This window comes from Enterobacter sp. PI-10 (genome assembly GCF_027947695.1).
GTDB classification, from domain to species: Bacteria; Pseudomonadota; Gammaproteobacteria; order Enterobacterales; family Enterobacteriaceae; genus Enterobacter; species Enterobacter vonholyi.
Genome location: NZ_JAJNOG010000006.1, coordinates 148,054 through 170,246, shown reverse-complemented (window position 1 = coordinate 170,246; position 22,193 = coordinate 148,054). Strand labels below are relative to the sequence as shown.

17 protein-coding genes are annotated in these 22,193 nt (G+C 56.5%); 11 read left to right on the top strand and 6 right to left on the bottom strand.

Annotated features, from left to right (window positions below; genetic code table 11):
* Positions 1–6: 6 nt before the first annotated feature.
* Positions 7–1,644, top strand: a complete 1,638-nt coding sequence (gene pyrG / locus LRM19_RS14760) for a glutamine hydrolyzing CTP synthase (protein ID WP_032648095.1) — start codon at positions 7–9, stop codon at positions 1,642–1,644.
* Positions 1,645–1,726: 82 nt separating this feature from the next.
* Positions 1,727–3,025: a phosphopyruvate hydratase gene (gene eno, locus LRM19_RS14755; protein WP_024909267.1), complete on the top strand. Its 1,299-nt coding sequence runs from the start codon at positions 1,727–1,729 to the stop codon at positions 3,023–3,025.
* A gap of 53 nt (positions 3,026–3,078) precedes the next feature.
* Here the strand turns inward: eno and LRM19_RS14750 are convergent, their stop codons facing one another.
* Both LRM19_RS14750 and LRM19_RS14745 read right to left on the bottom strand, forming a co-directional pair.
* Positions 3,079–4,188 (bottom strand): SDR family oxidoreductase, encoded by a 1,110-nt coding sequence (locus LRM19_RS14750; RefSeq protein WP_115876180.1) that lies wholly within the window; start codon positions 4,186–4,188, stop codon positions 3,079–3,081.
* A gap of 358 nt (positions 4,189–4,546) precedes the next feature.
* Complete coding sequence (locus LRM19_RS14745; RefSeq protein ID WP_024909265.1) at positions 4,547–5,371, bottom strand: MurR/RpiR family transcriptional regulator; 825 nt, start codon at positions 5,369–5,371, stop codon at positions 4,547–4,549.
* Between the two features lie 165 nt (positions 5,372–5,536).
* Between LRM19_RS14745 and LRM19_RS14740 the strand changes: the two genes are divergently transcribed.
* From LRM19_RS14740 to queE, 3 genes are read left to right on the top strand one after another with little or no spacing between them, the layout of a single operon-like run.
* Complete coding sequence (locus LRM19_RS14740) at positions 5,537–7,096, top strand: PTS transporter subunit EIIC (protein WP_271369227.1); 1,560 nt, start codon at positions 5,537–5,539, stop codon at positions 7,094–7,096.
* On the top strand, positions 7,096–7,803 hold the full coding sequence (locus tag LRM19_RS14735; protein ID WP_271369226.1) for an N-acetylmannosamine-6-phosphate 2-epimerase: 708 nt from the start codon (positions 7,096–7,098) through the stop codon (positions 7,801–7,803). Before LRM19_RS14740 ends, LRM19_RS14735 begins: the two co-directional genes overlap by 1 nt.
* Before the next feature lie 54 nt (positions 7,804–7,857).
* Positions 7,858–8,529: a 7-carboxy-7-deazaguanine synthase QueE gene (gene queE / locus LRM19_RS14730; protein ID WP_023333236.1), complete on the top strand. Its 672-nt coding sequence runs from the start codon at positions 7,858–7,860 to the stop codon at positions 8,527–8,529.
* A gap of 17 nt (positions 8,530–8,546) precedes the next feature.
* Here the strand turns inward: queE and LRM19_RS14725 are convergent, their stop codons facing one another.
* Together LRM19_RS14725 and LRM19_RS14720 are read right to left on the bottom strand one after the other, a co-directional pair.
* The gene (locus tag LRM19_RS14725) at positions 8,547–9,944 is read right to left on the bottom strand and encodes an MFS transporter (protein WP_271369225.1); all 1,398 of its coding nucleotides are present in this window, start codon (positions 9,942–9,944) and stop codon (positions 8,547–8,549) included.
* A gap of 27 nt (positions 9,945–9,971) precedes the next feature.
* The gene (locus LRM19_RS14720; protein WP_271369224.1) at positions 9,972–11,141 is read right to left on the bottom strand and encodes a M20 aminoacylase family protein; all 1,170 of its coding nucleotides are present in this window, start codon (positions 11,139–11,141) and stop codon (positions 9,972–9,974) included.
* Positions 11,142–11,312: 171 nt separating this feature from the next.
* Between LRM19_RS14720 and LRM19_RS14715 the strand changes: the two genes are divergently transcribed.
* A complete protein-coding gene (locus LRM19_RS14715; RefSeq protein ID WP_271369223.1) occupies positions 11,313–13,661 on the top strand; it encodes a helix-turn-helix domain-containing protein in 2,349 nt (782 codons plus the stop codon).
* On the opposite strand, the gene queD is transcribed toward LRM19_RS14715, so the two are convergent.
* Complete coding sequence (gene queD / locus LRM19_RS14710) at positions 13,646–14,008, bottom strand: 6-carboxytetrahydropterin synthase QueD (protein ID WP_111965448.1); 363 nt, start codon at positions 14,006–14,008, stop codon at positions 13,646–13,648. The two genes, LRM19_RS14715 and queD, sit on opposite strands and share 16 nt — an antisense overlap.
* 306 nt (positions 14,009–14,314) lie before the next feature.
* Here queD and cysJ point away from each other — a divergent pair, with 306 nt between their 5' ends.
* The 3 genes from cysJ to cysH are packed head-to-tail and all read left to right on the top strand — an operon-like array spanning position 14,315 to position 18,582.
* The gene (gene cysJ / locus LRM19_RS14705) at positions 14,315–16,120 is read left to right on the top strand and encodes an NADPH-dependent assimilatory sulfite reductase flavoprotein subunit (RefSeq protein ID WP_271369222.1); all 1,806 of its coding nucleotides are present in this window, start codon (positions 14,315–14,317) and stop codon (positions 16,118–16,120) included.
* Positions 16,120–17,832, top strand: coding sequence for an assimilatory sulfite reductase (NADPH) hemoprotein subunit (cysI, locus tag LRM19_RS14700; RefSeq protein ID WP_008499617.1), 1,713 nt, complete (start codon positions 16,120–16,122; stop codon positions 17,830–17,832). The genes cysJ and cysI overlap by 1 nt, the downstream gene beginning before the upstream one ends.
* 15 nt (positions 17,833–17,847) lie before the next feature.
* Positions 17,848–18,582, top strand: a complete 735-nt coding sequence (gene cysH, locus LRM19_RS14695; RefSeq protein ID WP_023344813.1) for a phosphoadenosine phosphosulfate reductase — start codon at positions 17,848–17,850, stop codon at positions 18,580–18,582.
* A 47-nt stretch (positions 18,583–18,629) separates the two neighbouring features.
* Here the strand turns inward: cysH and LRM19_RS14690 are convergent, their stop codons facing one another.
* A complete protein-coding gene (locus tag LRM19_RS14690) occupies positions 18,630–19,673 on the bottom strand; it encodes an aminopeptidase (protein WP_115876173.1) in 1,044 nt (347 codons plus the stop codon).
* A 246-nt stretch (positions 19,674–19,919) separates the two neighbouring features.
* On the opposite strand from LRM19_RS14690, the gene cysG reads away from it, so the two are divergent.
* Together cysG and cysD are read left to right on the top strand one after the other, a co-directional pair.
* Complete coding sequence (gene cysG / locus LRM19_RS14685; protein WP_168708014.1) at positions 19,920–21,269, top strand: siroheme synthase CysG; 1,350 nt, start codon at positions 19,920–19,922, stop codon at positions 21,267–21,269.
* Between the two features lie 9 nt (positions 21,270–21,278).
* Positions 21,279–22,187: a sulfate adenylyltransferase subunit CysD gene (gene cysD / locus LRM19_RS14680; protein WP_006811770.1), complete on the top strand. Its 909-nt coding sequence runs from the start codon at positions 21,279–21,281 to the stop codon at positions 22,185–22,187.
* Positions 22,188–22,193 lie beyond the last annotated feature (6 nt).

Here is a 22,193-nt window from a genome sequence, read left to right as displayed (position 1 = left end):
TTCAGCATGACAACGAACTATATTTTTGTGACCGGCGGGGTCGTATCCTCTCTGGGTAAAGGCATTGCCGCAGCCTCCCTCGCAGCCATTCTTGAAGCCCGTGGCCTCAATGTGACCATGATGAAACTGGATCCGTACATCAACGTCGATCCGGGCACCATGAGCCCAATCCAACACGGGGAAGTGTTCGTTACTGAAGACGGCGCTGAAACCGATCTGGATCTTGGCCACTACGAGCGTTTCATCCGCACCAAAATGACCCGTCGTAACAACTTCACGACCGGCCGCATCTACTCCGACGTTCTGCGTAAAGAGCGCCGTGGTGACTACCTGGGTGCAACCGTTCAGGTTATCCCGCACATTACTAACGCCATCAAAGAACGCATTGTGGCGGGTGGCGAAGGCCACGACGTGGTGCTGGTTGAAATCGGCGGTACCGTGGGTGATATCGAATCCCTGCCATTCCTGGAAGCGATTCGTCAGCTGGCGGTAGACATTGGCCGTGAACACGCGCTGTTCATGCACCTGACGCTGGTGCCGTACATGGCCGCTGCAGGTGAAGTGAAAACCAAACCGACTCAGCACTCTGTTAAAGAGCTGCTTTCTATTGGTATTCAGCCAGACATCCTGGTTTGCCGCTCCGATCGCGCGGTTCCGGCGAACGAACGTGCGAAAATTGCATTGTTCTGTAACGTGCCTGAAAAAGCCGTTATTTCAATGAAAGATGTCGATTCCATTTATAAAATCCCGGGCCTGTTGAAATCTCAGGGCCTGGACGATTATATTTGTAAACGATTCAGCTTGAACTGTCCGGAAGCTAACCTGTCTGAATGGGAACAGGTTATTTATGAAGAAGCCAACCCGGCAGGCGAAGTGACTATCGGTATGGTCGGCAAGTATATCGAGCTGCCGGATGCCTATAAGTCAGTGATCGAAGCGCTGAAACACGGTGGTCTGAAGAACCGTGTCTCCGTGAACATCAAGCTGATTGATTCGCAGGATGTTGAAACGCGTGGCGTTGAAATCCTGAAAGATCTGGATGCTATCCTTATCCCTGGCGGCTTCGGCTACCGTGGTGTAGAAGGCAAGATCGCCACCGCGCGCTATGCGCGTGAAAACAATATTCCATACCTCGGCATCTGTCTGGGTATGCAGGTTGCGCTGATCGAATTTGCGCGCAACGTAGCGGGAATGGAAAACGCGAACTCTACGGAATTTGTGCCAGACTGTAAGTACCCTGTTGTGGCGCTTATCACCGAATGGCGTGACGAAGAAGGTAACGTCGAAGTCCGTACCGAGAAGAGCGATCTGGGTGGCACCATGCGTCTTGGCGCACAGGCCTGCCAGCTGACTGACGATAGCGTGGTTCGCAAGCTGTATGGCGAGCCGGTCATCACCGAGCGCCATCGTCACCGCTATGAAGTCAACAACATGTTGTTGAAACCTATTGAAGCCGCGGGCCTGCGTGTTGCGGGACGCTCCGGGGATGATCAGTTAGTCGAGATCATTGAAGTGCCAAACCATCCGTGGTTTGTCGCCTGCCAGTTCCACCCGGAATTTACTTCAACGCCACGTGACGGGCATCCGCTGTTTGCAGGCTTCGTTAAAGCCGCCAGCGACTACCAGAAGCGTCAGGCGAAGTAAAAAAAGTTAGAACGGCAACGCGTACCTTTGGTACGCGTTGTTTGTCTGGAGTTTTAGTTTAACTTGTACTGAGGAAAATCTAATGTCCAAAATCGTTAAAGTCATCGGTCGTGAAATCATCGACTCCCGTGGTAACCCGACCGTTGAAGCCGAAGTTCACCTGGAAGGTGGTTTCGTTGGTATGGCTGCTGCTCCATCAGGTGCTTCTACCGGTTCTCGCGAAGCGCTGGAACTGCGCGATGGCGACAAATCTCGCTTCCTGGGTAAAGGCGTACTGAAAGCGGTTGGCGCTGTAAACGGTCCTATTGCTCAGGCAATCATTGGCAAAGACGCCAAAGACCAGGCTGGCATCGACAAGATCATGATCGATCTGGACGGTACTGAAAACAAATCTAACTTCGGTGCGAACGCAATCCTGGCTGTTTCCCTGGCGAACGCCAAAGCGGCTGCGGCTGCTAAAGGTATGCCACTGTTCGAGCACATCGCTGAACTGAACGGCACCCCAGGCAAATACTCCATGCCTGTACCAATGATGAACATCATCAACGGTGGTGAGCACGCAGACAACAACGTTGATATTCAGGAATTCATGATTCAGCCAGTTGGCGCGAAATCCCTGAAAGAAGCGGTACGTATGGGTTCTGAAGTGTTCCACAACCTGGCTAAAGTTCTGAAAGCTAAAGGCATGAACACTGCTGTTGGTGACGAAGGTGGCTATGCGCCAAACCTGGGTTCTAACGCAGAAGCACTGGCTGTTATCGCAGAAGCAGTTAAAGCTGCTGGCTACGAGCTGGGCAAAGACATCACCCTGGCGATGGACTGTGCAGCATCTGAATTCTACAAAGACGGTAAATACGTTCTGGCTGGCGAAGGCAACAAAGCGTTCACCTCCGAAGAGTTCACTCACTTCCTGGAAGACCTGACCAAACAGTACCCAATCGTGTCTATCGAAGACGGTCTGGACGAGTCTGACTGGGCTGGCTTCGCATACCAGACTAAAGTACTGGGCGACAAAATCCAGCTGGTTGGTGACGACCTGTTCGTAACCAACACCAAGATCCTGAAAGAAGGCATCGAGAAAGGCATCGTTAACTCCATCCTGATCAAATTCAACCAGATCGGTTCTCTGACCGAAACTCTGGCTGCGATCAAAATGGCGAAAGACGCTGGCTACACCGCGGTTATCTCTCACCGTTCTGGTGAAACTGAAGACGCTACCATTGCCGACCTGGCTGTGGGTACCGCTGCAGGCCAGATCAAAACCGGTTCTATGAGCCGTTCTGACCGTGTTGCTAAATACAACCAGCTGATTCGTATCGAAGAAGCGCTTGGCGAAAAAGCACCATACAACGGTCGTAAAGAGATCAAAGGCCAGGCATAATTGCTTAAGCCTTAAAATGAAAATGCCAGTCGAATGACTGGCATTTTTTTTGGCTATTTAAAATCGACCGCCATTTGCTCCGGAATGGTCAGCCCCTGTGTAGTTTGCACGCAGCGGGCGATATAATCCGTAAACCGGGGCGGCTTTGGCATTCCCATGCTCAGCAGCTTATCGTTGCTGAAACGCACGTTAAGCGTGGCAAACGCGCCGTATAACCGCATGGCTTTAAGCATCAGACGCTCGTTGCACGGGCCAAAAATATGTTTCAACTCGCGGCGCATTCGGACCAGCGTTTCGTAGCTGACCTGGGCATATTTATCCCCGACGGGGGCTTTCTCCAGCGCCTGCGCCATCGCCTGATCGATATCCGCAAAGCGAACGCTGTTCTCTTCACCCGCAGAAATGTGCACCACTTCCCCCGGACGCGCGTTGCTGTTAAGCAACATTAACAGCGCGTCGGCGCAGTAATCCACTGGCACAACGTCAATCCGGTCTTCCATGGAGCACATAAACTTCTGCAGCATCAGGCCCATGCTAAAGACCCAGAAAATGCTGCTCGACGGCGTGCAGCCGTGACGGGTATGGCCGACAACGATGGACGGACGGGCGATGAGCAGGGGAAGGTTAGGGCACTCCTGGCGCATCAGCTGTTCGATGGTTGACTTCGAAAACGTGTATTCCACCAGGTGTTCAGCATTCTCTCTGAATTCGGCGCTTTCGGCGACCAGGGAATCCTGCTCCGGCGTGCATGACATCGCAGTGCCGACGTGGAGGAAACGCTGCAGTCCTGTGACCTGCTCCATACGACGCGCCAGCGCGAGCGTACCTTCAACGTTGACCTTCCAGATCAGCGGGTTGTTACCAAATGAGGCGACGGCCGCACAGTTCACGACATGCGTGACCCGATCCAGACGGGGATCGTTCAGGAAGGCTTCTGGCTGGCTGAGGTCGCCAATCAGGATATTGTCCACATTCAGGGAGGCCAGTTTGTCCTCAGGAACGTTGAACTTGCGCATATTCTCCAGTACGCGCTCCAGCCCGCTCTGCGGATCGCTGGCGCGCGCAAGCAAAAGGAGTTCTATGGATTGATCGTTGGTCAGAATTTTTTCAAGAACTGCACCGCCCAGAAATCCGGTCACGCCTGTAATCAATAACATCTTCATTAATACCGTCTCATTATGATTGATGAGGCGGATTGTAGGCGGGCAAAAGTAAACGGCATTTAAATAATAAAACGCCGAAATCAGTGGCGTCTTAAGCTTATTTTAAGGAAAGGAAATCAGGTGAAGATATTGGACATTATCGCAATGGTAAAAATTCAATCTATTAAAATTTAAATTTTAACTCGTTGAATTTAATTGATTTAATAAGGTCTGTGCCGAATGGTGGACTTAATTCAAAATGTAATAAATATAATACTTTGTTACACCAAACATTTGCCGGATAAATGATGAAAACCCCACTTAACGAAAATCAGACAATATAAGTCGCAGGCCGATTTATTTAGCCTGCGAATGATTTTCAGAGCAAAAGGGGAAGCGTGGCGCTGGCTGTTTGCTGGCTAACGTCGCCGTAATGACCATCCAGCGCAATCATGGACGTGGTCAGCAACTCGACCAGCAGCATCACACCAACCTTAGCATTGAGTGCGCCAGCGCTAAGGGGACCCTCTGGTTTGGCCGCAACCAGCAGCATGTCGCTCAGGGATGCCAGCGGGCTGCGGGGCGTATTGCTGAGTGCCAGAACCTTAACGCCGCGCTTGCGGGCAAGCTTCACCACGTGGAGTAAATCCCGCGTTGAACCCGAACTGGAGATAGCCACGACCAGGGTCTCTTTTGAAAGCGTTGTCGCATTCATGGCCGCGCGGTGCATATCGCTGAACAGCTGCGCGGGTTTGCCCAACCGCAACAGCTTGTAGTGGAGATACTCCCCGAGGATCGCGCTGGCCGCAACGCCATAAATCTGCACGGACTGCGCCTGGTGCAGCGCCAGTGCGGCCTTTTCAAGCAGCGTGCGGTCAAGAAGCCGGGCGGTATCCTGCAAAGCCTGCACCGACTCATCCACGACGTTATCAATCTCATCGCCCGCCTGACGCGCGGGCTGGCCCTGCTGAATATCCAGCGCAAGCGCCATTTTAAATTCGTTATAGCCCTTGCAGCCCAGCGTCCGGCAAAGACGCGTGACGCTGGCCTCGCTGGTGTGGCTCTCGCGCGCCAGCTCGGTGATCGTCAGGTAGAGCACCCGGGCAGGATCGCTGAGGACAAACTCGCCGAGTTTTTGTTGTGTTGGGCTGTACCCGGAAGCCTCCTGGCGTAGCTTCAGCAGCAGGTTTTCATGGTCTGACATGCTCGATCCTTAATGCGTTTCTCTGCGACTAGTGTGGCGGAAAGCGGGGGAAAGATGCCAGTCATTTTGAAAAAGTATGATCGTCGTCCTGGTTTGTGATGATAATTTTCACTATTAAATATTAATATGGTAAAAATTTTCATCGTTTAATAAGGGGATGAAAAAATGATGCAAATATTCAGTGGGGCTTCTTCAGGAGGATGGTTTGAAAAAGCGCAGCGATTTGGCAAATCCTTTATGTTGCCGATTGCCGTGTTGCCTGCGGCGGGTCTGCTGCTGGGGATAGGCGGCGCGCTATCGAATCCCAACACGCTGGCAGCCTATCCGTTTTTAGACGTGAGCTGGCTGCAGGCCATTTTCACCATCATGAGCAGCGCTGGATCCATCGTGTTTGCGAACCTCTCGGTGCTGTTTGCCGTTGGGGTGGCCGTCGGGCTGGCAAAAAGCGATAAGGGCACGGCCGGGCTGGCGGCATTACTCGCGTTTCTGGTGATGAATGCCACCATCAACGCGCTGCTGATCCTCACCGGCAAACTGGCGCATGAGAACCCGGGGGCCGTGGGGCAGGGCATGACGCTGGGTATTCAGACGCTGGAAACCGGCGTGTTTGGCGGCGTGGTGATTGGACTGGTGACCTGCGCGCTCCATCATCGGTTTAATAAAATTGCGCTTCCGCAGTTCCTGGGCTTTTTTGGCGGCTCGCGCTTTGTCCCCATTATCAGCTCCCTGGCGGCGATACTCGTCGGTGCGCTCATGACCGTGGTCTGGCCGCATTTCCAGAAGCTGATTTTTGGTCTGGGCGGGCTGGTGGATGCGACCGGTTATCTGGGCACCCTGCTGTACGGCTTTATTCTCCGCATGCTGGGCCCGTTTGGTTTGCACCACATCTTCTATCTGCCTTTCTGGACTACCGCGCTTGGCGGGAGTGAAATCGTCAACGGCCATCTGGTTGAAGGCACACAGCGGATCTTCTTCGCCCAGCTGGCCGACCCGAACACGCAGCATTTCTATGAGGGCACGTCGCGTTTCATGTCCGGGCGCTTTATTACGATGATGTTTGGCCTGCTCGGCGCGTGTCTGGCGATGTACCACACGGCAAAACCCGAGAACAAAAAGCGCGTTGCCGGGCTGCTGCTCTCTGCGGCGTTAACCTCGTTCCTTACCGGGATTACCGAGCCTATTGAGTTCTCCTTCCTGTTTATTGCGCCGGTGCTCTACGTCATCCATGCACTGTTTGACGGGCTGGCATTCATGCTCGCGCACATGCTGCATATCACCATCGGGCAAACCTTCTCCGGCGGCTTCATCGACTTCGTGCTGTTCGGCATTTTACAGGGAGAGGCCAAAACCAACTGGATGTTCGTACCGCTGGTCGGCGTACCGTGGTTCTTCCTTTACTACTTTACCTTCCGCTATCTGATTAACCGTTTTGATTTCGCCACGCCGGGTCGGGAAAAGGAGGCGATGGCTGACGAGGTCAGCCTGCCGCAAAACGAACGTGCCGCTGCGGTGATCGCCGGATTAGGCGGAAAAGACAATCTGGAAGAGGTGGACTGCTGCGCCACTCGTCTTCGCGTTACGGTCAAGGACGGCAGCAAAGTGAATGACGCGGCGCTGAAAGCCACCGGGGCGCGCGGCGTTATCGTGCGCGGCAACGGTGTTCAGGTCATCTATGGCCCGCACGTCACGATTATCAAAAACGAAGTGGAAGAGATCTTATCGTAATGAAAACTGTACTGGATACCCTGAAGGGAAAACTGGTCGTCTCCTGTCAGGCGCTGGAAAATGAACCGCTGCATAGCCCGTTTATTATGTCGCGAATGGCGCTGGCGGCGGCACAGGGCGGGGCCGCCGCAATTCGTGCCAACAGCGTGGTGGATATCGAGGCCATTAAGCAGCAGGTCTCTTTGCCTGTTATCGGCATCATCAAACGGGATTACCCGGAAAGCGAGGTATTTATCACCGCGACAATGAAAGAGGTGGATGAGCTCATGGCCGTATCTCCGGAAATCATTGCGCTTGATGCGACGGCGCGGGAGCGTCCCGGCGGAGAATCTCTGGAAACGCTGGTCACGCGCATACGCTCACGTTACTCCTCAGTATTGCTGATGGCGGATATTTCAACGGTCGAAGAGGCAGTGACGGCGCAGGCGCTGGGCTTTGACTGCGTCGGCACCACGCTTTATGGCTATACGGCGGAAACGGTGGGCCATTCGCTTCCTGAGAAAGACTGCGCGTTCCTGAAGGCCGTGCTGGCTGCCGTAACGGTCCCCGTAATTGCCGAAGGCAACGTGGATACGCCTGAACGCGCGGCCAGATGCCTGGCGCTAGGGGCGCATACGGTCGTTGTCGGCGGTGCGATCACCCGCCCACAGCAAATTACCGAGCGCTTTATGGCGGCGATTGGCGCGCAAAGCACCGATGGAGCATGACCATCCGGCGGGGATCTGCGATACTTATCGTTTATCCCCTTTACTGAGATGACTATGCAGTACCCGATTAACGAGATGTTCCAGACCCTGCAAGGCGAGGGTTACTTTACCGGCGTTCCCGCTATTTTCATTCGTTTACAGGGATGCCCGGTTGGCTGTGCCTGGTGTGATACCAAACATACGTGGGATAAGCTCGCAGATCGGGAAGTGTCGCTGTTTAGCATTCTGGCGAAAACCAAAGAGAGCGATAAGTGGGGCGCGGGCAGTTCAGAAGATCTGCTGGCCATTATTGGTCGTCAGGGCTGGACGGCGCGTCACGTGGTGATCACCGGCGGTGAACCCTGCATCCACGATCTGACGCCGCTGACCGAGCTGCTCGAAAAGAACGGCTACAGCTGCCAGATTGAAACCAGCGGCACCCATGAAGTGCGCTGTTCACACACCACCTGGGTGACGGTATCGCCAAAAGTGAATATGCGCGGCGGGTATGACGTGCTGTCTCAGGCGCTGGAACGCGCGGATGAGATTAAGCACCCGGTTGGGCGCGTGCGTGATATCGAAGCGCTGGATGAACTGCTGGCAACGCTGACGGATGAAAAGCAGCGCGTCATTGCGCTACAGCCGATCAGCCAGAAAGACGACGCGACGCGCCTGTGCATTGAGACCTGTATTGCGCGCAACTGGCGCCTGTCGATGCAGACGCACAAGTACCTGAATATTGCCTGACCCTTTCGTGGCCCCGCCTATTGCGGGGCCCGACCTGAAGGGAGTAACGCCCAGGTCACTCCCACCGAAGCGAGACACATCGCGCTGTTGAAAAGGAGGGCATACTGTGCGGCGCTGGCCATGCCCAGCGGCAGCAGCAGCGCATAGAGCGACGCGGTAACCGCGATCCCCATCGCTCCCCCCAGCGAGCTGCCCATTTTGTACACCCCCGAGGCCACCCCGACTTTGTTTTCTGGCGCGTTCATCACCGCCGTATCTGTTGACGGCGTGGCGTAACATCCCAGCCCCAGACCAAATAAAATGTTACTGAGAAAGACGGTGACGATGTAGATCTCCTTGCTTAAAAACGTGCAGGAGATGAGCGTGATGCCCGTTGCGGTCAGCAGCGGCCCGGTCATCATCGGCAGGCGCGCGCCGTAGCGCTGAAGCAGCTTTTCCCCTACCCGGATCATCGCCAGCACGGTAATCAGATACCCCAGCGTCATCATGCCGGTTTGCAATGGCGACAGACGGTGGCCCTGCTGCAGCCAGATGCTGGCGATCATCATGGTGCCAATGCAGCCGTTGAGCAAAAAGTTAGAGAATACCGAGGCGCTGTAGGCCTGGTTTTTAAACAGGGCAAAATCAATCAGCGCCGCGTCACCCTTGCGTCGCCCGGTGAGCACAAAGCAGGCCGCTGCCAGCGCGGAGCCCCCCAGCACCAGCAGCGACAGGCCGCTGCTCCAGCCCCAACCGTGTCCCTTGCTGATAAACAGGTTCAGCAGCACCAGCATAAGGACAAAACTCACCAGGCCGCCAATATCTAGCTTATGGCGACGTGCGCCGTCGCTTCGGCTTTCCGGCGTGCCGCGGAGCAGCAGGAGTGCCATCGCCGCCACCAGCATGGAAAAAATAAAGATCCATCGCCAGCCGAGCGTGGTGGCGATGGCGCCGCCGACAAACGAGCTCAGCCCGCTGCCGCCCCATGAACCAATCACCCAAAAGCTGATTGCCCGCTGGCGAGCGTTGCCTTGATACCAGGTTTTAATCAGCGCCAGGGTGGCGGGCATGATGCAGGCCGCTGACAGCCCCTGTATCGCTCTCCCCAGCAGAAACAGAACCGGCTCCCACGAGAAAAAAAGCAGGGCGCTGCCGATGATGCTCAGCGCGAGGCCAATGTAGGTCATACGCACGCGGCCAAACTTATCGGCAAAGCCGCCGCAGGCAACGACAAAACAGCCGCTGAACAAGGCGCTAAGGCTGACCGCCAGCGTGAGGGTTTCAAGGGAGATAGCGAGGCTGTTTTTCATTGCCGGGACAACGTTTATCACCGACTGCGCAAATAACCAGAAGGTCAGAACGCTCATCACAATACCGGCCAGCAGCCGATCGTTACCGGCGTAGGACGGTGTGCCTGTCAGGGGTACGGTACTCATCGTGCGGCCCTCCGGGGTTGGTGCGAATCAGCGCAGATAGTGCTCGGTCAACGCACTCCAGAGTGCCGCGCCGGTAAGCAGAAGCTTGTCGTTAAAGTCGTAGCCTGGGTTATGCACCATGCAGCGGTCCGGCTCATCGCCAGCGCCGAGGGTGAAGTAACAGCCGTTGGGGTTTTTCTCGAGCATGAACGCAAAATCTTCGCTTCCCATAAAGGCATTCACCGACGTGACGGCATCCTGACCGAACAGGTCGGTCGCCACCGTGCGCACCATGTCATTGGCCTGCGGGCTATTGCGCAGCACCGGGCTGCCGTTGACGTGACGAATCGTGGCCGTGGCGTTGAAGCTTTCAGCCTGTGCCACGGCAATGTCGTGGATTCGCTGCAGGACGGTTTGACGCACCGCTTCGTCCAGCGTGCGCACGGTCAGCTTCATTAATACCTTATCGTTGATAATATTCGGGGCATGTCCCGCCTGGATGCTGCCCACGGTTACGACGACCGGCTGGAATGGGGTGATATTCCTCGACACAATCGACTGCAGGGCGAGGGTGATATGGCAGGCAACCAGCGTGGCATCAACGGTGTGTTCCGGAACGGCGCCGTGACCCCCTACGCCGTTCACCTCAATATGAACGGTGTCAGAGGAGGCCATCATGGCGCCATCGCGCAGGCCAATTTTCCCAAGCGGCTGGGAGGGCATGTTGTGCAGGCCAAAAATATGGTCGCAGGGGAATTGTTCAAACAGGCCATCTTCAACCATGACGCGCCCGCCATACAGCAGCTCTTCGGCTGGCTGAAAAATCAGATGCAGCGTGCCGCTAAAGTTGCGGGTTCGGGCCAGATACTCTGCGGCATAAAGCAGGGTAGTGGTGTGGCCATCGTGCCCGCAGCCGTGAAATTTACCTTCAACCGTGCTGCTCCACGCTTTGCCGCTATTTTCCTGCATCGGCAGCGCATCCATATCGGCGCGCAGACCCAGACGTTTGCTGCCGTTTCCTACCTTAAGGGTGCTGACCACCCCGGTTTTGGCCATTCCCCGGTGGACCTCATAGCCCCACTGCCCCAGGAGTGACGCGACGCGGTCGCTGGTTTTGTGCTCCTCGAAGCCTGTTTCGGGATGTCGGTGAAACTCGCGGCGTAATTCAGTGAACTGAGCCTCGGAGCCTCGCAGCGCGTCAACAATTGGATGTGTCATTTTTGTTATCCTTTTCCTGCCAAATGGTGTTAGTTTCGAGTTTATGTCGATCGCATTGCCGGAAAATGTCCTTTTTTGTTGTAAATCGACGCCTTTTTTCTGATTGTTTTTCATACGATTCGGTTATGACAAAAAAGAGTGCGTCATTTTTTGTCTTCGTGGAGGGGGCGAATGGAACATCGTGGAAATGAGTTTGCGATAGCCGTTGAGGACATTCGCCTGTTCGCGCAGGATGAAGGCGATTTGCTGACGATACTGTGGGTGCTGGAAGGGCAAGCTGAACTGCAAACCGAGGCGGGACTAGAAAGGGTTCCGACAAATGGCCTTGTAGTGATAAACCGCCATCAGCGATGGAGGCTTATCAGCCAGAACGCGAATGTGACTCTGCGTGTCGTTCTATCCGGACGCTGGGTAATCCAGCTGTACAATGATTTTTTTGCCCATGATTACGCGGTTCCGGAGGAGTCAGGCGGGCGCTGGCCGCAGTGTGACGAGCTTCGGCACCTGCTGCGCCAGCTGCTGGTGGTGACGCTCGTCAACGATCCGCATCGCTACCGGCTGGAGGCGAATCGCTGGCTGAGCGAGATCCTGCTGCTGCTGATTGGTCGCTTTCAGCAGCCCGTCCGCCAGAAACCCCGGAACCAGCACGCCAACGTAAGCAAGCGCATCGCCCGTGTACTGGAGCGGATCGACGCCAGCTACACCCGCCGCATTACGTTGGCCGAAATCGCAGAGAGTGAGTTCGTCTCAGAAGCGTGGCTCTCTCGTCTCTTTAGAAAAGAGACGGGAGCTAGTTTTATGCAGTACATCACTGCCCTGCGGCTGGAAAAAGCGGCTGACGCCCTGTGTCTCACCAGCCGCCCTCTGCATCAGATTGCGCTGGAGAATGGATTTGCCAGCACACGTATGATGACCGATAGTTTCCAGCGCTATCACAATATGTCTCCGGGTGAGTTTCGTAAGGCCGGGCGTCATCGTCCCCTTGCGTTCCGCCCGCGCACGACCGTGGATGAACAGCGTATCCCTGTTGCGGTGGATACGTTATTTAGCCTGCTTAACGACGCTGAGACCCGCGGTTGGGAACCCTCGCCGCTAACCTACTCCCCGTGTCAGGAGCGGATACTGGATGTGCAGCAGCTTTATCCGCTCTCTTCCGCGCTGCGCCGCACGCGGCTGGTCATCACCCTGCGCGAGCTAGACGATTTGCTGCGAGAGGATGTTCGTCGGCATCTGGAGGCGCTACACGAGGCGATCCCGATTGAGGGCATTGATATCGCCGAACCTTTTCTCAGCAGCCGTCTGTTCGCTACGGGATGGGACGATCCCCAAATGGCGGGCTACGCCTGTTGGTATCATCTGCAGCAATTGTTTACCTGGGTGGCGAAAAAAGGCTGGACGGTCCTGCTGCACACGGGGGTCACTACCCGATGCGATCTCCTGACGCGCTTTTTGCAGCTTTCGGTTAACCGATTTTTGCCCGACATTACCGCTGGCTGGCACGTCGTCATGCACTGGTCTCCCCAGGCAAACGCGGAAACCCAGGAGCACGCCTGGCGGGCGCAGCGGGCGGCGCTGAGGGCCTACCTTCCGCAGGCAAAATTGGGGGTGTGGCATCGCTTCTCCCCCGATGGTAGCGAGCTGAGCGGTGACGCGCTGTTCCGTTCTGACATTCTGGACGAGGCTGATTTCCTCGCATGTCCGGCAGATGCCAACGAGCTGCTCGATCTGGCGCAGCTGGATCCCGCGCATCTTTCCTCTTCTGAAAATTACCCGGTGCTAAAGGTCCGCCAGATCCTCGCCGCCCTTCGCCAGCGGCAGCGGACGCTGCCGGTATGGTTACTCTCATGGAACACTCTTACGGGGAATACGCGGGCGACCAACGGCTGGTTTTTTCGCGGTGCGCTGTTGATGCAGAATCTGCTCGGGCTTTCAGAACAGGTATGGCTGGCGGGATTCTGGCTTAATTCTGGTTTACAGGGGGAAGCGAGGGCGAACAACACCCTCGATACATCAAGCCTTGCGCTTCAATATAATCACGGCCTTCCACGGCCCATCTATTGGGTACTCTGGCTGTGGCAGCGTCTGCGGGGAGAGGTGCTCGTTAACGACAAGAGCGTGCTGCTGCTCCGCCATCAGGGGCGATATCAGCTGCTGTTGCGTAACGTGGTGGTCTTCAATCCTCTGCTCTCCAGCGAGGAGGCCTTTATTCAGCGTTTTCGCCAGCAGTATCATCTTGAGCTACGAGGAATGCGCGGTCACTGGCGCATTAAGAGCCATTTGTTCGATCGGCACAACGGTGCGCTCTATCCGTTGCTGGAAGGAGTACACAGCGACAGCGGGCCTGATGAGGAGATGTGGCGCTGGATTGCGCACAAAGCGCGCCCAACGCTTTCCTTACGCGATGAACGGCTTTATGACGGCTGGCAAATTACTGAATCGCTGGAAAGTAACGCGCTTGTGCTCTATGAGTTCACGCCGCTAAACGTGCGTGGGGAAGAGGAGAATCACTCCCCGCGATAGATGCAGCCCGCGGTGCAGGTCTCTTTGATCATCACCGCGCTCAGCAGCGGTACCAGCGGCTTCATCTGATCCCAAATCCATTTTGCCAGCACTTCGCTGGTCGGGTTTTCAAGGCCCGGGATCTCATTCAGGTAATAGTGATCCAGACGATCGTAGGTCGGCTTAAACGCCGCCTTCAGCTCGGCAAAATCCATGATCCAACCGGTATGCGGATCAACTTCACCGGTGATCTCAAGACGCACCATGAACGAATGCCCGTGCAGACGGCCACATTTATGTCCTTCAGGGACATGCGGAAGGTGGTGGGCGGCTTCGAAGGTGAAATCTTTAAACAGTGTGGTGGACATGATCGCTCTCAGTAATGCGGAAAAAACCGCCGCATAGTACCGGAAAGCACAATTTTTAGCATTAACTAAAACGGCTCTGAGCGTCCACCGCTTCGTATTCGGGGTGTTTATCGCTATTTGTTCTTATATTTCAAATAATTATTTAATCGGTTTTATCGCTAAGCATGACAACCAAAACAGGTTAGTCCATTTGGTTATTTATTATTTCCATCCCTTCTTTAATTGTTATTATCCTCGCCGTTAACCTTATCTTCAGTTTGGATTTATTCGCTTAAAGTCCGCTTGGCTACTGGAACATAACGACGCATGACAACACAGGCCCCACCTTCAAATTTGCTTCCCCTGAACCCGGAGCAACTGGCGCGCCTTCAGGCTGCCACCTCTGATTTTTCTCCCACTCAGCTTGCCTGGGTCTCCGGTTATTTCTGGGGAATGCTCAATCAGCAGCCTGGCGCTGTGGCGGGTGCACCGGCTACGGCCGTTGAGATTCCGGCCATTACCCTGATTTCCGCCTCGCAGACGGGCAACGCCCGCCGCGTGGCCGAAGCGCTGCGCGACGACCTGCTGGCCGCTAAACTGAACGTGAACCTGGTCAACGCCGGGGATTATAAATTCAAGCAAATCGCGTCGGAAAAACTGCTGGTGGTGGTCGCCTCTACGCAAGGTGAAGGTGAACCTGCTGAAGAAGCGGTGGCGCTTCATAAGTTCCTGTTCTCGAAAAAAGTGCCGAAGCTGGATGGGACGGCGTTTGCCGTCTTTGGCCTGGGCGATACCTCCTATGAATTCTTCTGCCAGTCCGGCAAAGACTTCGACAGCAGGCTGGCGGAGCTGGGCGCGGAGCGTCTGCTGGACCGCGTTGATGCGGATATCGAATACCAGACCGCCGCCGCTGAATGGCGCGCCCGCATCGTTGAAGTGCTAAAAGCGCGCGTGCCGAAAGAGACGTCGGCACAGGCCGCGTTCACCGCGACGGGTGCTGTCAACGACATCCACACCAGCCCGTACACCAAAGAGGCGCCGCTGACGGCGAGCCTGTCGGTGAACCAGAAAATTACCGGCCGCGACTCAGAAAAAGACGTGCGTCATATCGAAATCGATTTAGGCGACTCGGGGCTGCGCTATCAGCCTGGCGATGCGCTGGGCGTCTGGTATCAGAACGATCCTGCGCTGGTGAAAGAGCTGGTTGAGCTGCTGTGGCTGAAAGGCGACGAGCCTGTGACCGTTGACGGCAAATCGCTGCCGTTATCCGAGGCGCTGCAGTGGCATTTTGAACTGACGGTGAACACCCCGAATATCGTCGAAAATTATGCCACCTTAACGCGCAGCGAATCCCTGCTGCCGCTGGTGGGCGACAAGGCGAAACTGCAGCATTACGCCGCGACGACGCCGATTGTCGATATGGTGCGTTTCTCTCCGGCTCAGCTGGATGCCGATGCGCTGATCGGCCTGCTGCGTCCGCTAACCCCGCGCCTTTACTCCATCGCCTCTTCGCAGGCCGAAGTGGAGAGTGAAGTGCATGTTACCGTCGGCGTGGTGCGCTACGACATCGAAGGCCGCGCGCGCGCGGGTGGGGCGTCGAGCTTCCTGGCCGATCGCGTGGAAGAAGAGGGCGAAGTGCGCGTCTTTATCGAGCACAACGACAACTTCCGCCTGCCGGCAAACCCGGAAACGCCGGTCATCATGATTGGCCCGGGCACCGGCATTGCGCCGTTCCGCGCCTTCATGCAGCAGCGCGCGGCAGACGGCGCGTCGGGTAAGAACTGGCTGTTCTTCGGCAATCCGCACTTTACCGAAGATTTCCTCTACCAGGTTGAGTGGCAGCGCTATGTGAAAGAAGGCGTACTGACCCGCATCGATCTGGCCTGGTCCCGCGACCAGAAAGAAAAAGTATACGTACAAGACAAACTGCGCGAACAGGGCGCAGAGCTGTGGCGCTGGATCAATGACGGTGCCCACATTTATGTCTGCGGCGACGCCAATCGCATGGCGAAAGACGTTGAGCAGGCACTGCTGGAAGTGATTGCCGAATTCGGCGGTATGGATGCCGAAACGGCGGATGAATTTTTAAGTGAGCTGCGCGTTGAGCGCCGTTATCAGCGAGATGTCTACTAATGAGCGAAAAACATCCAGGGCCACTGGTGGTCGAAGGTAAACTGACAGACGCCGAGCGCATGAAGCTGGAAAGCAACTATCTGCGCGGCACCATTGCTGAAGATCTGAATGACGGTCTCACCGGCGGTTTCAAAGGCGACAACTTCCTGCTGATCCGCTTCCACGGCATGTACCAGCAGGACGACCGCGACATCCGTGCCGAGCGTGCCGAGCAGAAGCTGGAGCCGCGTCACGCGATGCTGCTGCGCTGCCGTCTGCCGGGTGGGGTGATTACCACCAAACAGTGGCAGGCGATCGACAAGTTTGCCGGTGAAAACACGATTTATGGCAGCATTCGTCTGACCAACCGTCAGACCTTCCAGTTCCACGGCATTCTGAAGAAGAACGTCAAGCCGGTGCACCAGATGCTGCACTCGGTCGGGCTGGACGCGCTGGCGACCGCCAACGACATGAACCGTAACGTGCTCTGCACCTCGAACCCGTATGAGTCCGAGCTGCACGCCGAAGCCTACGAGTGGGCGAAGAAGATCTCTGAGCACCTGCTGCCGCGTACGCGCGCCTATGCCGAGATTTGGCTCGATCAGGAAAAAGTCGCGACCACCGACGAAGAGCCGATCCTTGGCCAGACCTACCTGCCGCGCAAGTTTAAAACCACGGTAGTGATCCCGCCGCAGAACGATATCGACCTGCACGCCAACGACATGAACTTCGTGGCGATAGCCGAAAACGGCAAGCTGGTGGGCTTTAACTTGCTGGTGGGCGGCGGCCTGTCCATCGAACACGGTAACAAGAAAACCTACGCCCGCACCGCGAGCGAGTTCGGCTTCCTGCCGCTGGAGCATACGCTGGCCGTGGCGGAAGCGGTGGTGACGACCCAGCGCGACTGGGGTAACCGTACCGACCGTAAAAACGCGAAAACCAAATACACCCTGGAGCGCGTGGGCGTGGAGACGTTCAAAGCGGAAGTGGAGCGTCGCGCGGGCATCAAGTTTGAGCCGATCCGCCCTTACGAATTCACCGGTCGCGGCGATCGCATTGGCTGGGTGAAGGGTATCGACAATAAATGGCACCTGACGCTGTTTATCGAAAACGGCCGTATTCTGGATTATCCGGGACGTCCGCTGAAAACCGGTCTGCTGGAAATTGCGAAGATCCACAAAGGTGAGTTCCGCATTACCGCTAACCAGAACCTGATTATTGCCGGCGTGCCGGAAAGCCAGAAGGCGAAGATCGAGAAGCTGGCGCGCGAACACGGATTAATGGATGCGGTTAAGCCGCAGCGTGAAAACTCGATGGCCTGCGTATCGTTCCCGACCTGCCCGCTGGCGATGGCCGAAGCGGAACGTTTCCTGCCGTCGTTTACCGACAAAGTGGAAGCGATTCTGGAAAAACACGGCATTCCGGACGAGCATATTGTTATGCGCGTCACCGGTTGTCCGAACGGCTGCGGTCGCGCGATGCTGGCCGAGCTCGGTCTGGTGGGGAAAGCGCCGGGGCGCTATAACCTGCATCTGGGCGGTAACCGTATCGGCACGCGCATTCCGCGCATGTTCCGCGAGAACATCACCGAGCCGGAAATTCTTGATTCCATCGACGAGCTTGTCGGGCGCTGGGCGAAAGAGCGCGAAGCGGGTGAAGGCTTCGGCGACTTTACGGTGCGTGCGGGCATCATTCGCCCGGTGCTCGATCCCGCAAGGGATTTCTGGGAGTAACCACGAGAGGTAACTATGTCCGAACTCGATCTAAACGCCCTTAATGACCTGCCAAAAGTCGAACGTATTCTGGCGCTGGCAGAAACCAATGCCCACCTTGAAAAGCTGGACGCCGAAGGGCGCGTGGCGTGGGCGCTGGAAAACCTGCCGGGAGAATATGTGCTCTCGTCGAGCTTTGGTATTCAGGCGGCGGTCAGCCTGCATCTGGTGAATCAGATCCGTCCGGACATTCCGGTGATCCTCACCGATACCGGCTACCTGTTCCCGGAAACCTATCAGTTTATTGACGAGCTGACGGACAAGCTCAGGCTGAACCTCAAGGTCTACCGCGCGACGGAAAGCGCGGCCTGGCAGGAGGCGCGCTACGGTAAGCTGTGGGAACAGGGCGTTGAGGGCATTGAGAAATACAATGAGATCAACAAGGTCGAGCCGATGAACCGGGCGCTGAAAGAGCTTAATGCGCAGACGTGGTTTGCGGGCCTGCGCCGCGAGCAGTCCGGCAGCCGGGCAACCTTACCGGTGCTGGCGGTGCAGCGCGGGGTGTTTAAAGTGCTGCCGATTATCGACTGGGATAACCGGACGGTGTACCAGTATCTGCAAAAACACGGGCTGAAGTACCATCCGCTGTGGGATCAGGGCTATCTGTCGGTGGGAGACACCCACACCACGCGTAAGTGGGAACCGGGAATGGCGGAAGAAGAGACGCGATTCTTCGGGCTGAAGCGCGAGTGCGGGTTGCATGAAGGGTGATAACCTTTTTGCCCGGTAAGGCGTAGCCGCCACCGGGCTTAACGGCCTCAGGCTTTCCCCGCTTTCGCCAGCTCCTTCACCAGCGGCAGCATCACCTTCACCACATCACGACTGCGGTGCTCAATCCGCTGCGGCAGCACGCGATCGATGTGCTGCTGATTGTCCAGCATCACGTTGTGCCAGCTCGTCCCGTCCGGGAAGGCCTTCGATTTAGCCCGCTGCTGGTAGCCATCTTTTTTGCCCAGCGCCCAGTTTGTCGCTTCCACGTACAGCACCGGAATGCCCGCCTTATCAAACACTTCCCCGTCGTTGCAGCAGCCTGTGCCTCGCGGATAATCCGGGTTACCGCCGGGATTGCTGGTGGCATAAACGCCATGGCTGCGGGCAATGGCCAGCGCACGGTCGCGCGTCAGTTTTCGCACGGTACCCGGCGTACTCTGCCCGCTGTTGAAATAGAGCTTGTCGCCGACGATCAGGTTGTCGAGGTTGATCACCAGCAGCGTATTTTTCTTCTCCTCGGCGCTCATGCGTTTAAGGAGATTCTCAGCGCCGAGTTTGCCCTCTTCTTCACCGCTGGTGGCAACAAAACGAATGCCATACTGGGTTGGAATATCTTTCATCCGCTCGGCCAGTTCGAGCATCACGCCCAGGCCTGCAGCGTTGTCGTCCATGCCCTGCAGCGTCAGCCCGCCGAGGTTGTTATCCGTGTCGGCATCGCTCATCGGAGCGTAGGTATCAAGGTGCGCCATAATAATAATTTGCTCTTTTGCGCTTCCTTCGTGGGCCGCAATCACCGTACTGCCGGTCACGTTATGCCAGTTTTTCGTTTTATTTCGCGAGGTATAGACGTAGCGGCTGTGAAACGACCGGATGTCGCTCTGGTAACCCATCTCAGCAAACTGCTGGCGAAGATAGTCCGCGGAGAGCATTTCCGCAGGCGAGCCGGTCATGCGGCCAGGGAAAACGGTGGCAATATGCCGCGCCTGCATATTGGCGATTTCACCATAAGGTTGGTTTTTTGCCTGAGCAGGAAGAATAAAGCAAACGCCGAGCGCCAGGGCAGCAATACGGTGGCGCGTTGCGGAAAACATAGTGAGTCCTTAAAAACAGAGCAAAATAATAACCCGCCTAGTATGAAACTGTGATCGTCCATACACAATTTGAATTGCTCTTAAATGCCCGAAATTTCGCGCGTTAAGCACTTTTTGGTATTAGCATTTTTACGGCGTTATTCCATTGAGTAACTACTCATTCCAATTCGTAATTTCATTCGGTCTAAGCCGCCCCCTATAGTCCCTCTATTCCTCGTTGTTAGTGAGTTGTTGCCTGTGGACTATCTGCCCTTATTTGCTGCGATTAAAGAGAAACCGGTGCTGGTTGTTGGCACGGGTGAAATCGCCGATCGCAAAATCGCGTTTCTGCAGCGCGCAGGGGCCCAGGTGCAGGTCGTTGCAGAGGCGGATTTCGACGAGTCACAAATCGACAGCGTGGTGCTGGTAATTGCGGCGACCGAAGATCGTGAACTGAACCAGCGGATCTCCGACGCCGCGCAGGCCCGTTACCGCCTGGTGAACGTGGTGGACGACCAGCCTTTATGCTCGTTTATTTTCCCGTCGATCGTTGACCGCTCGCCGCTGCTGGTGGCGATCTCCTCCGGCGGTACCGCACCGGTGCTGGCGCGTGTGCTGCGTGAAAAAATCGAAGCGCTGCTGCCGACCAGCCTCGGGCGCATGGCGGAGAAAGCCAGCTACTGGCGTAACCACCTGAAAACCCGCCTGACCAGCGTGACGGAACGCCGTCGCTTCTGGGAACGTGTGTTTCGCGGCCGCTTCGCCAGCCTGATGCATGCCGGCAATGAAACGGCTGCGCAAAAAATCCTCGAGGATGAACTGGATAACCCCGGCAGCACGGGCGGGGAGATCATCCTGGTGGGCGCGGGGCCTGGCGATGCCGGGCTCCTGACGCTGCGCGGCCTGCAGGTGCTGCAGGACGCGGACGTCGTGTTCTACGACCATCTGGTCACCGACGGCGTGCGCGAACTGATCCGTCGCGACGCGGAGCAAATCTGCGTGGGCAAACGGGCTGGCGAGCACTCGGTGCCGCAGCACGACACCAACCAGATGCTGGTTGACGCCGCCAAAGCGGGCAAAACCGTGGTGCGCCTGAAGGGGGGCGATCCGTTTATCTTTGGCCGCGGCGGCGAAGAGCTGCAGGCGGCAGCCGAAGCGGGCATACCGTTCCAGGTGGTGCCCGGCATTACGGCGGCCTCTGCGGTGACGGCCTACGCCGGTATTCCTCTGACCCATCGCGATTACGCCCAGAGCGTCACCTTTGTGACCGGCCACTACAAGGCGGACAGCACGCCGTTCGACTGGTCGCATCTCGCCCAGAGCCGCCAGACGCTGGCGATATACATGGGCACGATGAAGGCGGCGGACATCAGCGAACAGCTTATTCAGCACGGTCGCGAGGCGACGACGCCCGTTGCCGTCATTTCTCGCGGCACGCGCGTCGATCAGCACGTTGCGACGGGCACGCTGGAACATCTTGCAACCCTGGCGAAAGACGCCCCTATGCCCGCCCTGATCGTGGTGGGTGAAGTGGTGCAGCTGCACAGCACGCTCGCCTGGTTCCAACACACAACCGATACAGAAGGCTTTGGTTCTTCTGTTGTAAATTTGGCTTAAGGAACGGTTATGGACCAAAAACGTCTTACACACCTGCGGCAGCTCGAAGCGGAAAGTATCCATATTATCCGCGAAGTGGCCGCCGAGTTTTCTAACCCGGTGATGATGTACTCCATCGGTAAAGATTCCAGCGTCATGCTGCATCTGGCGCGTAAAGCGTTTTATCCGGGCACGCTGCCGTTCCCGCTGCTGCACGTGGATACCGGCTGGAAATTCCGCGAAATGTACGAGTTCCGCGATCGTACCGCGAAAGCCTACGGCTGCGAGCTGCTGGTGCACAAAAACCCGGAAGGGGTGGCGATGGGGATTAACCCGTTCGTGCACGGCAGCGCCAAACATACCGATATCATGAAGACCGAAGGGCTGAAGCAGGCGCTGAACAAATATGGTTTTGACGCGGCCTTCGGCGGCGCGCGCCGTGACGAAGAGAAATCCCGCGCCAAAGAGCGTATCTACTCCTTCCGCGACCGCTTCCACCGCTGGGACCCAAAAAACCAGCGCCCGGAGCTGTGGCACAACTACAACGGCCAGATCAACAAGGGCGAAAGCATCCGCGTCTTCCCGCTCTCCAACTGGACCGAGCTGGATATCTGGCAGTACATCTATCTGGAAAACATCGAGATCGTTCCGCTGTATCTGGCCGCCGAGCGTCCGGTGCTGGAGCGCGACGGCATGCTGATGATGATCGACGACGATCGCATCGACCTGCAGCCGGGCGAAGTGATTAAAAAACAGATGGTGCGTTTCCGCACCCTTGGCTGCTGGCCGCTGACCGGCGCGGTGGAATCCAGCGCGCAGACGCTGCCGGAGATCATCGAAGAGATGCTGGTGTCGACCACCAGCGAGCGACAGGGCCGCGTGATTGACCGCGACCAGGCAGGCTCCATGGAGCTGAAGAAACGTCAGGGTTATTTCTAAGGAGCC